Here is a 15115-nt window from a genome sequence, read left to right as displayed (position 1 = left end):
GCCGGACGGAATGCTCTAGAATCACTCCGCCGTCGGTCATACGACGGTGGTTAGGCGGCATATTTCTATCTACCTTAACTTATTCATATCTCTTGGTAAGTGTGCACCGGTTTATCGTCTTTTTATGGCGTTGTTACTGATTTTGTTGTATCTGATTTCTCTGGTGTATCTGCATTAACTTTTTTGTCTGCTTTATCGGTTTGATCCGAATTTTCAGACTTCTCAGTCTTTTCGGCTTCTGGCTTGTTTGACTCAACCGGTTGTTGAACGTTAAGTACGTGCTTAACCTCTTTTTGGTCGACGAGCACCGTATAGGTGAAGTTCTTGCTGTCTACGGACCATTCTCCAGCAATCCAATCCCCGTTCAGCGGAAGTGAATGTATCACTTCAGGTAACTGATCAGCAGCTGCAGGGAGCCGATACATGACCAGTTGATCAATTTCTAAGGACGCACTGTAAAGACCATCCGGAGAAGACCATTGCTCCGGTACCATACCCGTAATACCATGTTTATTAACATTATCTAAAGAAGTATCCAGACTTTCCGTTACTGGAACATCTGTTTCAGCAGGCTTTTGGGTGTCCTGAATATCCTGTGATTCCTGGGAATCGGGTACAGGCAGCTCTGAAGGTGGAACCTTTGGTTTGTGCACCTCTTGTGGAGGTTCCGTATTCCCCGTTTTACCTTTCGTTGAACTCTCTCGGGCAGAAGTTCCTGCGTCCGGGCTGGCAGTCCGGCTCTTATTATCGTTTTTCTTGTCTTCTGCCGGCACTGCGTCCATATTGGACGATACACTTTCATCAGGGCTGCTCTTCTCCGCCCCAGCCTTCTCGGAGTCATCCATAGCCGCTGCGTATGGCTGTAATTCTGCTTGCTCTTCATTCTTATCGTTTACGTCACTGTCCTTATTCGGATCTTCACTTTCAGGCAGCTCCTGACTCCCGCCGCTGCCAGTCTTCATACTTGTCGGCATAGCCTCTTCCACAGGCAGCTCAGCATCGGAGAGCATTTGCGGTTCATAATTGAATATGGCAACTCCGAGAATAACAGCCGCTGCTGCTGTACCAATCGCCGTCCTACCTGCTATGGAACCCCACCAGCTTGTTGTTCGTCTGGAACGCTTCAGCTCCGGCATCATTACGGCCGGCCCCTTGTCATCGTCAACTTTGGCCTGCTCCTGACGGGCCAATTCTATAGCATCAAGCTGCGGCAGTATAGAATCAACCAAACTGTAAGGAGGTGTGACAGCCGGAAGATCTTCCAAATCCCTTGACAGGGATTTCAGCACATTGAATTTTTCCGCGCAAGCCGGACAAACAGCAACATGGCGGTACATCTGCGCAGTCTCTTCCGGATCAAGGTCTTGATCCAAATACCGGTGCATATATTCCACCACCTCTTGGCAATTCATCCTGATACACCACCCTTCTGATGCTCATGGAGCATGTTCTGAAGCTGTTGTCTTGCCCTGAATAAATACGATTTCACCGTGTTCAGCGGCAGGTTCAGACAATCAGCTATTTCGTTGTAAGACAAATCCTGCAAATATCTTAAGACAATAACGGTGCGATGATGATCCGGCAGTTGATTGATCGCCTCTTGAATGTCCTGAGCCAGATATCCTGTCATCACTTCTTTCTCCACGTTCTGCCGATCCTGAAAAACAAGATCATGCTCATCAATAGAAACCGTAGGTTTCGTCCGCCGAAACTTATCGATACAAATGTTCGTGACGATTCGTTGCACCCATGTTTTGAATTGGGCTTTCTCTTCGTAGGAATTGATCTTCGTATAAATGCGAATCAATGCTTCCTGGGAAGCATCCATTGCATCCTGTTCATTGTTTAAAATATAATAAGCAGTCCGGTACACTTGTTGTTCAATTTCTCGCAATAGGGTGATTAGAGCGTCGCGATCGCCCGATTGAGCGGCTCTGATGAGTCCCTGCTCCACCACAGTGGATCCCCCTCTCCCTGCATATATACAGACGGATGATAATATTAATTTGTTGCAATTTGTTACCTATTAATTTTCAGGAAAGTTCATCTAACTATACCAAAAATAATGAAGTTAGTCATCAGACGTCAATCTCGTACGAACATCTATTTCACTTTTGCGTGAAATTTTCATCTGAACTTCTCCATGCAGATCTGTCCTAAATACCAGTGAATCATTCCTTTGAATCCTCTGTACGACATCAGGATGGGGATGACCGTACATATTGTCCACGCCGGCAGAGATCACGGCTGAAGCAGGCTTCCAAACTTTGAGCCATGAATCGGTTGTTGATGTCTTGCTGCCATGATGGCCTACCTTTAATACATCGAGCCGACGGATTTTCGACCGCTCTGCAATACGGTCAGCGTGTTCTGTCAATATTCGTTGCTCGGCTTTGGCATCGGCGTCCCCAGTGAACAGAAAGCGAGCTTCGTTCATTACAAGCTCAAATACAAGAGACTCGTGATTTTGATCTTTTACCACAGGCAGTGTATCCTTCTCCTTGTTTTGCTCCCTGCCATCAATGCCGGCGTTCAGGAACAAAAATTCGGTACTGGTGTCCGGCCGATAGACGGTCCCGCTATCAGCCTGATAAACGGGGATGTCTTGTTTCACCGCAGTTTTGAGCAGCTTTTCAAATGCCTCGGATTCAGCCAATGTACCGTTAAATATGATTGCCTTCACCGGAATTTCCTCCAGAACTGCTTGCAGTCCGCCAAAATGATCCTGATGATTGTGAGAAACCATCACCATATCCAGCGAATGAATCCCCCTCTTCTTTAACAGAGGCACAACGACGCTTGCACCAACTTCAAACGGACGGCTTCGTACCTTCCATGCATCCTTCTCTTTCTTGAAATTTGTCGTACCACCAGCATCGATTAATATATGTTTTCCTTCCGGAGTAGACACCAGAATCGAATCTCCCTGCCCCACATCCAAAAATTGAACCGATCCAACCCCCTGCTTAATCGGCCCATGATAACCGTTGTACAGCAGCAGAAAAAACAAACCGGTAAGCACTGCTACCGCTGCGCCACTGCCGAAATGCTCAAATACACCGGCTAGCCGGTGCAAACCTATAGATCTGAGCCATTCGGCTGTTCGGTATTTTACTGAATGACCAGAACCTCCCCAGTTATCATTCCGATGTGCAGCAAATCTTCCGGGAGGTTCGTCTCCGGATAATGGAACGGTCTCGTCTACAGCTCCAGATAGAGCCTGATCCAATCTCTTTTTCCGGCCCCAAACATATAACATTAAATATAGAACTATAAAATAACTGATGATCCACCACAGACCCGGTGAGGGCCAAATCGTAACAAATACGGATGAACCGTTCATCCATTCCACAACAGAGAAAGTAAACATATTCAACCACTCTGTCATTCCAGCAATCCATTTCGCACCCGTAAGCCACACCCAACCCATAATCAACGCCACCGTCCCCATTGGTAAAACAATCATACTGATCAGAGGTACCATCAGCAGATTAGCTAGAACTGACAAAAGAGAGAACTGATTGAAATAATAGATCGTCAATGGAAAAGATACCAGTTGGGCAGCTACCGTCACTCCCAAGGTGCCTGCCAGCCAACGCGGCATCAACGAAAGAAAAGGCATCAGTTTCGGGACGAAAACCATCAGCCCGGCTGTGACGAGAAAGGACAACTGAAAACTGACGTTAACAAGAAAATAGGGATTCCAAAGAAGCATCAGCAAAGCAGCGACACACAAAATATGCATGCCATCCTTCAGCAGCCCTCTCCTCGCAGCATATAGACCGATCATTCCCATGATACCGGCACGAACGATTGACGGGCTGGCCCCTGTCAGCATCACATAAAACGGCAAAAAAACCATTACAGCGGTGAGTGACGTCTCCCGGGTCAAACGGCATAACGAGAAAACAAACAACAGTGATCCTACAAATACCGCGACATGCAAACCCGATATGGCGAGAATATGAGTAAGTCCCAAACGGGAAAACTCAGCGAACGTATCCGGATTCAAATCACCCTGATCACCAATAATAAGCCCCTTCATATATCCCGCATGTATTCCGCTGAACAATTCTTCAATCCGATGACCAAAATACTGACGGACTTCATCATTCCAGCGAAGCACATGAGTCAACTTCCATTCGTCCGGTTGCTGTACCGCAATATTTTGTATTCCTTTTGTCTTAAGGAGCCAGTGTATTTCCTTAGTCCGTAAGTATTCTCGGTAATCAAATCCATCAAAATTGCGGGCTGTTCCGGGCCTCTTCAGCTCTCCTGTTATCTGCACGGAATCCCCACGTTTCCATTCAACTGCCGTCTTTGTCTCCACCTCTGTCAGCAGCTTGACCTGGACTTGAACCTCTTCCTTGATCCCGGTATGCGAGTCAGCAGTACGAACAGACAACACAAAATCAGCACGGTCACCATCAACTTTTACGGGAGATACAATAACTCCTTCAGCCGATACGGGGATCGGATCATCCTCATTGGTTGATTTTTGCATAAGGGACTGCAGCCTGCTAACGTTGCGCGCATCGTTCCATTCCCAGTACCCTGACGAAACCAGCAGTGATGCGACCATGCAACCTATAAACAAGGGAGCTACTGCTCCAAGCAAAAAAGGAACGACCAGCAAGATTGCGATTCCTGTAACAATAAGCATCAGCTGCCAGCCTGAATACATACAGGCAGCCCCACTGCCGAGAATCCAACAGAACGTAAAAGCCAGCAGCGGTCGTTGTGTCATCACGTTCCCATCTCCTCTTCATAATAAATAGCATACGTATAAAAAAAGAGCCTCTGGCTGACTAAGCAACCAGAGGTTCTTCCTCATCATACTAATATAATTCGCTTTCCATCTTCATATAGTACTGGGTTAATCCGACACCGTCATCAGCGTCTCCCTCGGCGGATCATATTGGAACAATTGACGGAATAAAATTCCCTTCTGTTCCATCATACGGCTTACCTTTTCCGTATCCTTCGGGTAAGACCTGTGAAATACAACTTCTGTAATTCCGCTATTCGCCAGCATGTTAGCGCAGGTCCAACACGGCTCATCCGTCACATAAACGGTACTTCCCTCACGGTCATTGCGGTCTGTGAACAGCAACAGATTTTGCTCGGCATGAATCGTTCGGACACAGCGCTGTTTTTTGACCATTTCTTCTTTACCATCATCATGAATAACAAGTTCATAGTCTTCCACAATCATGCAACCCGCTTCAGAGCAGTCCGGGACGCCCATCGGAGCTCCGTTATAAGCAGTCCCGAGCAGTTTTTTCCCCTGTACAAGCACCGCTCCGACGTGGCGCCGGAAACACTGCGAACGTGTAGACACCATAAATGCAATATCCATAAAATAGGTGTCCCAGTCTTTACGTTGATCCGTACTCATTTCATAACTCACCTGTTTCGTAAAATTTATTTAATTTCATTGTATCACAGGGTTAAAAACCTACGTAAGGCTTCATTTTCTCCAGCATTTTCGGGCCGATGCCTTTCACTTCTAGAAGATCAACCGCAGTGCGGAACGGACCGTGCTTAATCCGGTAATCAATAATAGCCTGGGCCTTCTTCTCACCGATTCCCGGTAAATCTATAAGCGCTGCCGCGTCTGCCGTATTGATGTTAATTTTACCGGAAGTTTCAGCCGCAGGCATTTCACTCACTTTCTCCGCAGATTGAACGTCTTCGGCAGCAGGTTTTGAAGCATCGATAACTGGCTTAGCCGGATCTTCGGATTCCACAGAGGCGGGTACAGGTGTTTCCTTCACCCCTTGTTGTCTTTGGACATTATTAGAATCGTCATTTCCCTTTTCGACCGCTTCCTTCATGGGTACAGACTTCGTGGGAACGGACTTCAGTGAATCCGGCTCCTGCATCCCAAGTACCTCTTCGATCTCAGCATTCAGCGGTTTCCATCCTTGTATTCCACCCTGATTGCCTCCGGCAAACAGGATTAGTCCACAGCCAAGCAAAACCGTCGTAACACTCAATCCTAACGGTAATCGTCTCATAAAAACCACTCCAATCCCGAACGGAATACCCGTCCGATGAATATTAACGAACATTATAGCGCTCTCATTCCGTAATCCTCCCCAAAACGGTCATCAATTGACGGCTAAGCCGCATACATTAACGATATGAACACGGCATCCCATTGCCGTAAAGCGCGAAAGGAGGGAACGTACACATGAAGGTCGGTTTTATCGGTACGGGAAGTATGGGCAGTCTTTTGATCGACTCCTTCATACGAGCGGGCGCCCTACAGCCTGAGCAGATCCGGATCAGCAACCGCACTCTGAACAAAGCTCTTGAGCTGTCAGACAGTCACCCTGGCCTGATCGTATGTAGAAGTAATGCGGAAACTGCGTCAAAGAGCGATCTGTTTTTTCTGTGCGTTAAGCCCGGTGAGTTCAAAACTGTCATCGACGAGATCCAAGAGCAAGTCCACATCTCTCAAATCGCTGTATCTATTACGAGTCCCGTCCAGCTGTCTCATCTGGAATCTGCGCTTCCCTGCAAGGTGGCGAAAATTATACCGAGTATCACTAACCAAGCCGGAAGCGGTGCATCCTTATGTATTTATGGATCACGTATAAAAGAAGAAGACAGGCTGCTTTTGGAAAGCCTCCTGTCTTCGATTAGCAGGCCCACCCCGGTTCTGGAATCACACACACGGATTACATCCGATTTTTCCAGCTGCGGGCCTGCTTTTTTGAGTTTTTTTGTGGAAAAATGGATTGATGCCGCCGTCGAAATGACCGGAGCCGACCGTCCTACGCTCAATGCACTTGCCGGAGAAATGCTGCTCGGAACCGGCAAATTGCTTACGGAGGAAGGTTTCTCTCCTGAACAGCTTCAAGAGAGAGTGGCTGTTCCCGGAGGCATTACCGCCCAAGCGCTGTCCCTTCTCGGAAACAGGTTGGACGGTCTGTTCCACCAACTGATCAACACCACACATGAAAAATATGAGGAGGATCTGGCGAAACTGGACATTGCCTTCGGAAAGACGGTTAACCGGCCACGATATTGACCAGTTTACCCGGCACTGCAATCACCTTGCGGATACTCTTTCCTTCCAGCGCCTGCTTGACATTTGGAAGGGAGAGGCTATATTCTTTCATCGCTTCTTGGTCCATATCTTTAGAGATTTTAGCCCGGTCTACGATTTTACCACTTACTTGGATAACGATTTCGATTTCTGCATCCACTGTCCAAGCTTCATCAAATTCCGGCCATGACACGTAGGTCACGCTATCACTGTTACCCAGACGGCTCCACAGCTCTTCGGCCAAGTGTGGTGCGAGAGGAGACAGCATTTGCACAAAGTTCTCCATCGCTTTGCGTGGCAATTCATTAGCCTTGTAGCCTTCGTTAATGAAGATCATCATCTGACTAATCGCCGTGTTGAAGTGCAGATGTTCCATATCGTCAGTAACCTTCTTGATCGTCTTATGCCAGGTACGTTTGAACTCATCGGTTCCTTCGCCGTCTACAATCTTGGAATTCAGCTCGCCGTTCTCGCCGATAAATAGACGCCAGATACGGGACAAGAAACGGTGCATTCCTTCCACACCATTCGTATTCCACGGTTTGGTCGCTTCAAGCGGCCCCATAAACATTTCATAGACACGCAGTGTGTCCGCACCGTATTCATTGACGATATCATCCGGATTGATCACATTGCCGCGCGACTTACTCATTTTCTCGTTGTTGTTACCCAGAATCATACCCTGGTTGACGAGCTTTTGGAACGGCTCTTTCGTATCCACAACCCCCAGGTCGTACAATACCTTATGCCAGAAACGGGCATACAACAAGTGGAGTACCGCGTGTTCAACACCGCCGATATACAGGTCAACCGGCAACCATGCCTTCTGCTTCTCTTTGGAGCACAGTTCATCATGGTTATCAGGATCAATGTAACGCAGATAATACCAGCAGCTTCCAGCCCATTGCGGCATCGTATTGGTCTCGCGGCGGGCTTTCATGCCCGTCTCAGGATCAATCGTTTCGACCCATTCCGTCACATTTGCAAGCGGAGATTCTCCCGTGCCTGATGGTTTGATCTGATCCACGTCCGGCAGCAGCAGTGGAAGCTGATCCTCCGGTACGGTCTTCATGGTACCGTCCTCCAGGTGAAGAATAGGAATCGGTTCACCCCAGTAACGCTGACGGCTGAACAACCAATCCCGCAGACGGTAGGTTACCTTTTTCTCACCTTTGCCGTTCTTCTCCAACCATTCGTTCATGGTTTGGATAGCTGCTTCATTATCCAATCCGTTCAGGAAATCAGAATTGACGTGTTCTCCGCTACCGGCGTACGCCTCTTCCTCCACATTTCCTCCCTTAACGACTTCAATAATGTCCAGACCGAACTGCTTCGCAAATTCCCAGTCCCGGCTGTCATGGCCCGGAACGGCCATAATAGCACCCGTACCGTAACCTGCAAGCACATAATCCGCAATCCAAATCGGTACTTGAGCTCCGTTTACTGGGTTCACTGCATAAGCTCCTGTAAACACCCCGCTCTTGTCTTTTGCCAGATCCGTACGCTCCAGATCGCTCTTACGTGCTGCCTGCTCCTGATAAGCTTTTACAGCATCCTTCTGTTCTTCCGTAGTAATTCGGTCCACCAGCTCATGCTCTGGAGCCAGCACACAGTAGCTTGCACCGAACAGCGTATCCGGACGAGTCGTAAATACGGTCAGATGCTGATCGTGGCCAGCGATGTCGAAGCGGACTTCTGCACCGGTCGATTTACCGATCCAGTTACGCTGCATATCTTTAATGCTTTCGGTCCAATCCAGCTCCTCCAAATCTTCCAGCAATCTCTCGGCATAATCTGTAATCTTCAAAATCCACTGACGCATCGGTCTACGGATGACAGGATGATTGCCGCGCTCGGATTTGCCGTCAATCACTTCTTCATTAGCGAGAACCGTGCCGAGCGCCGGGCACCAGTTTACTGGTATCTCTGCAACATAAGCTAAACCCTTTTTATACAGTTGGATAAAAATCCATTGTGTCCACTTATAGTACTCAGGATCCGTCGTACTGATCTCACGATCCCAGTCATAGGAGAAACCGAGTGACTTGATCTGCCGGCGGAAGTTATCGACATTTTGCACTGTAAATTCACGCGGATGTTTACCAGTGTCCATCGCATACTGCTCGGCAGGAAGACCGAATGCATCCCAGCCCATCGGATGGAGTACATTGAATCCACGCATCCGTTTGAAACGGGCCACAATATCCGTTGCCGTGTAACCCTCTGGATGTCCTACGTGCAGACCTGCACCTGACGGATATGGGAACATATCCAGCGCATAAAATTTCGGTTTCGACGGATCTTCATGCGTTTTAAACGTTTTATGTTCATCCCAATACTGCTGCCATTTCGGCTCGATGGCCTGCGGCTGATAGCCGTGGCCTGTTTGTTGATTTTCACTCATACTTTCCAGCTCCTCCTTCGCAGTCAAGCACGCGGTGTATGACCGTGCGCCTCCAAACAAAAAAACCTCATCATCCATAGCGTACGACGCTAGGGACGAGAGGTTTGATTCCCGTGGTACCACCCTAGTTAGCCAAAGGCATTCTTTGCCTTCAACTCACTTTGCACCTCTATCGCAGGTGAGACGACGATGACTCATCGGCCTGACATTAACGCTTACCGTGTAAGCTGTCTGAACCGGGTTAACATCGTTACTCCGAGGTGAGTTCATTTCCTTCGTCAACCGGCTTGCACCAACCGCCGGCTCTCTATGTGATCGGGTTAGAAACTACTGATCCTCATCATCGTATCATATTCGATTTTAATGACGATATTATATCGAACATCGGCTGTTAAGTCAATGAAGATAACCTGTTGTTACGGTAATCTTCCGGTGTCAGGCCGACCATCTCCTTAAACATTCGGCTGAAATGGGCCAAATGTTTAAACCCGGCAGCGTAACACACTTCGGTTACAGTCATTTTCGGATGAAGCCAGAGCAGCATTTTTGCCTGATTGATTCTTCGGCTGTATACATATTTGAATACCGTTGTTCCAGTGACTTCTTTAAATAAGGATGATAAATAGTGCTTTGTTAAATGTACCGAATGAGCAATTTCTTCGAGACTAAGATCCTTCATATAATTTTGCTCCACGAAGGTGATGACTTGCTGGATATGGCGCTCTTTTTCCGGAAAAGATTCTTTATGATTCACAGCAGTGCGGCAAAGATCAGCAATAAAACACATCATGTCAATCAGTCTCAGCATTCTTCGTTCTTGCGGAGCGCCTGTAGATGTCAAACGTTCCAGCTCTATCATAATGCCTTCGAATTCAGCTCTCTCTGGTCCCTCAAGAGTAATCCGGTAGTTACTCAGCTCTTCAAACGGGCTTAATAAGGCAGAAAATGCGGCGGGTTGAAGCCACCGGCCCACAAATCCGGGATCAAAATGAACAATACTCCGGACATACCTGGAACCAGGTTCCACATGAGGACAATGCAGTGTCAAACCATTCATTAAAAGAAGATCACCTGGCTTCAGTACATAAATTTTATCCCCGATCAAGTATGTACATTTTCCCTCGTGAAAATAAAATATTTCATAGAATGGATGTGAATGAAATTCACCGCTAGCCATCGGTTTATCGTTGCGATAATGAAAATCGAAGGGTTGATGGAGCTGAAGTTTCCCATTCAATTCATTCATAAAGGACACCGGTTTCATAGAGACTGCCCCTTCTGATCCTAGGTATTCCTTTATTATAACGGATACAATTACTGAATACGAACGGCTTCATTCTGTGCAACAATACATAATTCCCCCGCTTTAAAAGCATGCTCCTGCGTCATGGCCCGTTCCGTCCGTTCCAGGCAGTCAATAATCAACTCCCCGAAGAAGGGATATCCCACCTTTCCCTTGAGTTCCATATGATATTCCCCTTCATGGTTGACCAAGTAAAGATGATCTCCCTGCGAATCCCTTGCCACATCGATATACTTGCGCATCTCGATATATCCGTCCGTTCCAAGAATAAATGTTCTTCCATCCCCCCAAGTGCCAAGACCGTCCGGCGTAAACCAGTCCACGCGAAAATAATGACTTGCCCCGTTGTCACCGATTAACGTTGCATCTCCGAAATCCTCAAGTTCCGGATACAACGGATTGTTGTAATTGGCCACTTTGCTGCTCATCACCTTGGCATCTTTACATCCTGCATAAAACAAAAACTGCTCGATTTGATGAGAGCCGATATCGCACAAAATGCCTCCATATTGTTCATAACGGAAAAACCAATCAGGACGAGATGGGGCGTTGAGACGGTGGGGTCCAGTGCCCATCACCTGTATAACACGGCCGATAGCGCCATCCTGTATTAACTTTCCGGCGTGAATAGCACTCTCGACATGGAGACGTTCACTATAATACACCATATATTTCCGGCCCGTTTCCTCTGCTTTTGCCCTTGCTGCCGTGACTTGATCCAGCGTCGTAAATGGTGTTTTGTCCGTAAAATAATCTTTCCCGTGGGACATAACCTTCAGTCCCAGACTGCAGCGTTCAGACGGAATAGCAGCCGCGGCGACAAGCTGAACCTTCGGATCTTCCAGAATCTGAGTTTCTGAAGAAGCTACACGCACCTGAGGATATTTTTGGCAAAACAACTCCACTTTCTGGGGATCCGGATCATATACCCATTTTAACGTAGCCCCCGCCTCCACCAATCCGTTGCACATTCCATAAATATGGCCGTGCTCCAGAGACATCGCTGCAATGACGAATTCTCCCGGCCCGACGACCGGCTTAGATTTACCGGCAGGGGCGTAAAGCATACCGTTGTTGCGATTCATTTGATCATCCTCCTCGAATTCGATAACTGCCCAAGGGTGTTAGTGATCATCATTCATCATAGTGTCTTTAACCGAAGGTGGTTGACATATCTACTGGTCCTGTTTCTTTCACCGTCTTCTGATAGGTCGAATTTTTAATGCGTTCCTGCAGGAGCTCGTAATACAAGTCTTCATCCATAGGGATATCTACCCAATTATCGGTCCAGCTAGATAAATGCATCGCATTGGATAAAGTCAGACCTTTAATACCTTCCTCACCCGGTGCAATAAGCGGAGTACCGATTAATATGGCATCCGTGAAATTTTGTATAATACCGCTGTGCTGAGGATTGTCCCCGTAGACTGGAATCTCACACTTCCAGCATTCCGGCTCCCCGAAGCCACCGGTATACTCACGGTTGAACTCCGTTTCGGACACCCGTAGCCGCCAAAACGTTAACTTATCATCTTCTATAACGATTTTGCCCCGATCTCCTGTAACCTCAAAACGATTCGTTCCCGGTGCTTCGCCCGTCGTCGTAATAAACACACCTGTCGCACCGTTTTCATATTCCACATAAGCCGTCACATCATCTTCTACTTCGATATTTCTATATTTGCCGAAAGAACAGAAAGCTCTCATCCGGACAGGCATCATTCCGGTAATCCACTGCCATAAATCCAATTGATGCGGACACTGGTTAATGAGAACCCCCCCGCCTTCACCCGCCCATGTCGCGCGCCAGCCGCCCGAATCATAGTAACTTTGTGAACGGTACCAGTGGGTAACAATCCAGTTTGTACGGCGGATTTCCCCGAGCTCCCCAGAAGCAATCAGCTCGCGAAGCTTTTGGTAAAGCGGATTGCAGCGCTGATTGTACATAATCGAGTATACTTTGCCGCTCCCGGCCGCAACCTTGTTCATCTCCCTCACCTGCTTTGTATAAACACCTGCAGGCTTCTCAATCAGTACGTGTAGGCCCTGCTCAAAAGCAAATATAGCTAGCGATGGGTGATCATAATGGGGTGTCGCAATGATGACAGCGTCGATTTCACCAGATGACATCATCGCCTCGGTGTCGTCCCATATTTTTACTGTATCCGGTAATTCGGCTCTAGCCATGTCCTGCTTGCTTGCCTCTACGTCGCATACTGCCGTAAGAGACGCTCCACGAATTTTTCCCGCTGCCAAGGTTCTCACATGACTAAAGCCCATACCCAAACCGATGACGCCAATTCTTACTTCCATTGTTGTACCTCCCTTTTGTTAAAAAAGTGAATTATACTCGTAAAATGTTTACATGTTCTTTCGTTTGCTATTTTTTACTTGGTCCACTCTTGCATTTGCTGCACAAAATGTTTCAACATTTCTTTGGAAGGATATGTTCCGCTAAAATCTTCAATTCCTAAGTATCCGTCATAGCCAACGGATTTCAGATCCGCAATAACCTGAGGCCATGAAACGATACCATGGGAAAGCGGTACCCACTCACCTAGCCATTCCGTGTGATGGCCGTTCTCTGACTTCGTCATTCGATAACCGGCATTTTTCACATGAACATGGGCCAAGTAAGGACCAAGAAGCTCTAAGCCCATCCTAAAATTTTCATAACCCTCATGAACCATATTTCCGGGATCATATAAGACACCGACATGTCGAGAATCAAAGTGGCTAACCAGCTTATGAGCCAAGCCGGCGCTAGGCGCAATTGTTTTGTGGTGGGTTTCTACAAGAGCTTTGATACCGTAGTCCGCAGCCAGTCGTTCCACGGATTCCAGATAATGTACGGCTTGCTTATAAAGATCATGGTAATTCTCGCTTCCATCATAGCCAGGGATACCCGCCCGGATAAAGGAAGCCCCAAGCAGCTTGGCGGCCTTCATCACCCGCTCTGTGCCTTCAATGTCACCACAAGTCAGATAAGGTACAACGGCTATGCTGCGAAGATTGTACTCCTTGGCTACCTTGTCAAACCTCAACCATTCCTCCTCTGTACCTCTTGGATCGATAGAGCAGCGATTGTGGCGCCAAAATGAAGGCTCCTCCTGAAGAGTGTCCTCCGGAGTTTCCTTAAAACGCCATTCTATTCCTTCAACTCCAGCCTCATGCGCAGCTGCGGCCAACTCCTCCGGATTCAAATCAGGGGTTGCAACTGTAAACACAGACCATTTCATCGTCGTTTCCACCCTTCTTTACTCGAAAGTAGATTACTGTAAACAGACCTATTTGATTGTAGTTTAGCTATCCGTCATCATCATTCGACTTCACTTCCGGGTTACCACGGACTGTAATCGTTTTCAGTTTGATGCGGGTATAGTCTAACACAGGTTTTTAAGCAAACCTACGGCCTTGGTACGGCATCTTAACCACAATCAAATAGACCGCCAAAAAAGAGTTTCCCATGCAAGAAGAACACACGACTTCCCCAAAACAAAAAGGACTGTTCCTTCGTAGAATATCTACGCTGAAACAGTCCTGAGTCTGTAATTTATTATTTGACAGCTACATAAAACAGCCTTTGTGCATCGCTTCCAGCTTCAACCCACTCAAAATCCGCATAACACTTCACATCACGGAATCCGGCTTTGGTCAACTCCACCTTCATCCACTCTGGATCGTAGCCGCGCTGCGTATGCGTTTCTTCGAAACGGCGGTATACCGATCGATCATTCTCATCACGCGCGAAAATAGATAGATGATGTTCAATTTCACAGCGGAGTTCATCCAGAGCACATGTCCAAATATATGAGACCTTATGATCATCAAGAACGAAGGGCTGCTCCTCATCGTAACGAATCAAGGTGTTCGGATGGTGCACATCAAACAGGAACGAGCCCCCATCCTTCAGACCGCTATAGGTACGGGCGAACACAGCTCGAATGTCGTCTTCTTCAAGTAAATAATTAATGCAATCACAAAAAGAAATGACGGAGTCCACCTGCTCTGGCAGTTCCCATACTCGCATATCCTGCTGTACCCAGCGAACACTCCCCTCACGGAACAGACGATTCCCTTGAGGGGTCCCCTCCAGCTTGCGGCGAGCAATCGACAACATGTCGGATGACAGATCTATTCCCGTTACTTCAAATCCCGAATTCACGAGCGGAATCGTGATGCTGCCTGTCCCGCATCCGAGCTCCGCCACACTTTTGGGCATACCATACTTTTCCCAAGCTGTCCGCGCAAACCGGAGCCAATCGGGGTAAGGCATGTCCTCCATAAGTTGATCGTAAACGTACGCAAATTTGCGGTAAGACAACATGATGACACCACTTTCTTAAGGCTT

12 protein-coding genes and 1 other annotated feature are annotated in these 15115 nt (G+C 47.6%); of the genes, 1 reads left to right on the top strand and 11 read right to left on the bottom strand.

Annotation, left to right across the window (positions count from 1 at the left end):
* Nucleotides 1-122: 122 nt before the first annotated feature.
* The 5 genes from MNQ98_RS08385 to MNQ98_RS08365 form a co-directional block, all read right to left on the bottom strand.
* Complete coding sequence (locus tag MNQ98_RS08385) at nucleotides 123-1412, bottom strand: anti-sigma factor family protein (protein ID WP_241932769.1); 1290 nt, start codon at nucleotides 1410-1412, stop codon at nucleotides 123-125.
* A complete protein-coding gene (locus MNQ98_RS08380; RefSeq protein ID WP_241932768.1) occupies nucleotides 1409-1957 on the bottom strand; it encodes an RNA polymerase sigma factor in 549 nt (182 codons plus the stop codon). Before MNQ98_RS08380 ends, MNQ98_RS08385 begins: the two co-directional genes overlap by 4 nt.
* A gap of 114 nt (nucleotides 1958-2071) precedes the next feature.
* Nucleotides 2072-4747, bottom strand: coding sequence for a ComEC/Rec2 family competence protein (locus MNQ98_RS08375; RefSeq protein WP_241933871.1), 2676 nt, complete (start codon nucleotides 4745-4747; stop codon nucleotides 2072-2074).
* A 129-nt stretch (nucleotides 4748-4876) separates the two neighbouring features.
* On the bottom strand, nucleotides 4877-5398 hold the full coding sequence (locus MNQ98_RS08370; protein ID WP_241932767.1) for a deoxycytidylate deaminase: 522 nt from the start codon (nucleotides 5396-5398) through the stop codon (nucleotides 4877-4879).
* A gap of 52 nt (nucleotides 5399-5450) precedes the next feature.
* Nucleotides 5451-6020, bottom strand: a complete 570-nt coding sequence (locus tag MNQ98_RS08365) for a ComEA family DNA-binding protein (RefSeq protein WP_241932766.1) — start codon at nucleotides 6018-6020, stop codon at nucleotides 5451-5453.
* Nucleotides 6021-6196: 176 nt separating this feature from the next.
* Here MNQ98_RS08365 and comER point away from each other — a divergent pair, with 176 nt between their 5' ends.
* Nucleotides 6197-7039: a late competence protein ComER gene (gene comER / locus MNQ98_RS08360; protein ID WP_241932765.1), complete on the top strand. Its 843-nt coding sequence runs from the start codon at nucleotides 6197-6199 to the stop codon at nucleotides 7037-7039.
* Here comER and leuS read toward each other — a convergent pair.
* From leuS to MNQ98_RS08330, 6 genes are all read right to left on the bottom strand, one after another.
* On the bottom strand, nucleotides 7020-9461 hold the full coding sequence (gene leuS, locus MNQ98_RS08355) for a leucine--tRNA ligase (RefSeq protein ID WP_241932764.1): 2442 nt from the start codon (nucleotides 9459-9461) through the stop codon (nucleotides 7020-7022). The genes comER and leuS overlap by 20 nt on opposite strands.
* A gap of 88 nt (nucleotides 9462-9549) precedes the next feature.
* Nucleotides 9550-9814, bottom strand: a binding site (T-box leader).
* 38 nt (nucleotides 9815-9852) lie between these two features.
* Nucleotides 9853-10725, bottom strand: coding sequence for a helix-turn-helix transcriptional regulator (locus MNQ98_RS08350; RefSeq protein ID WP_241932763.1), 873 nt, complete (start codon nucleotides 10723-10725; stop codon nucleotides 9853-9855).
* Nucleotides 10726-10775: 50 nt separating this feature from the next.
* Nucleotides 10776-11849, bottom strand: a complete 1074-nt coding sequence (locus MNQ98_RS08345; RefSeq protein ID WP_241932762.1) for a Gfo/Idh/MocA family protein — start codon at nucleotides 11847-11849, stop codon at nucleotides 10776-10778.
* Between the two features lie 67 nt (nucleotides 11850-11916).
* The gene (locus MNQ98_RS08340) at nucleotides 11917-13077 is read right to left on the bottom strand and encodes a Gfo/Idh/MocA family protein (protein WP_241932761.1); all 1161 of its coding nucleotides are present in this window, start codon (nucleotides 13075-13077) and stop codon (nucleotides 11917-11919) included.
* A gap of 74 nt (nucleotides 13078-13151) precedes the next feature.
* Nucleotides 13152-14003, bottom strand: a complete 852-nt coding sequence (locus MNQ98_RS08335; RefSeq protein WP_241932760.1) for a sugar phosphate isomerase/epimerase family protein — start codon at nucleotides 14001-14003, stop codon at nucleotides 13152-13154.
* 317 nt (nucleotides 14004-14320) lie between these two features.
* Nucleotides 14321-15091, bottom strand: coding sequence for a class I SAM-dependent DNA methyltransferase (locus MNQ98_RS08330; RefSeq protein WP_241932759.1), 771 nt, complete (start codon nucleotides 15089-15091; stop codon nucleotides 14321-14323).
* Between the last annotated feature and the right edge of the window lie 24 nt (nucleotides 15092-15115).

The sequence above is a fragment of the Paenibacillus sp. N3/727 genome (assembly GCF_022637315.1).
Classification (GTDB): Bacteria; Bacillota; Bacilli; order Paenibacillales; family Paenibacillaceae; genus Paenibacillus_AQ; species Paenibacillus_AQ uliginis.
This window is presented reverse-complemented; position numbering and strand designations above follow the sequence as displayed.

Coding starts and splice junctions, on each gene's coding strand:
- MNQ98_RS08385 (WP_241932769.1), bottom strand. CDS start 1,412: ATGAATTGCCAAGAGGTGGTGGAATATATGCACCGGTATTTGGATCAA.
- MNQ98_RS08375 (WP_241933871.1), bottom strand. CDS start 4,747: ATGACACAACGACCGCTGCTGGCTTTTACGTTCTGTTGGATTCTCGGC.
- MNQ98_RS08370 (WP_241932767.1), bottom strand. CDS start 5,398: ATGAGTACGGATCAACGTAAAGACTGGGACACCTATTTTATGGATATT.
- MNQ98_RS08365 (WP_241932766.1), bottom strand. CDS start 6,020: ATGAGACGATTACCGTTAGGATTGAGTGTTACGACGGTTTTGCTTGGC.
- comER (WP_241932765.1), top strand. CDS start 6,197: ATGAAGGTCGGTTTTATCGGTACGGGAAGTATGGGCAGTCTTTTGATC.
- leuS (WP_241932764.1), bottom strand. CDS start 9,461: ATGAGTGAAAATCAACAAACAGGCCACGGCTATCAGCCGCAGGCCATC.
- MNQ98_RS08350 (WP_241932763.1), bottom strand. CDS start 10,725: ATGAAACCGGTGTCCTTTATGAATGAATTGAATGGGAAACTTCAGCTC.
- MNQ98_RS08345 (WP_241932762.1), bottom strand. CDS start 11,849: ATGAATCGCAACAACGGTATGCTTTACGCCCCTGCCGGTAAATCTAAG.
- MNQ98_RS08340 (WP_241932761.1), bottom strand. CDS start 13,077: ATGGAAGTAAGAATTGGCGTCATCGGTTTGGGTATGGGCTTTAGTCAT.
- MNQ98_RS08335 (WP_241932760.1), bottom strand. CDS start 14,003: ATGAAATGGTCTGTGTTTACAGTTGCAACCCCTGATTTGAATCCGGAG.
- MNQ98_RS08330 (WP_241932759.1), bottom strand. CDS start 15,091: ATGTTGTCTTACCGCAAATTTGCGTACGTTTACGATCAACTTATGGAG.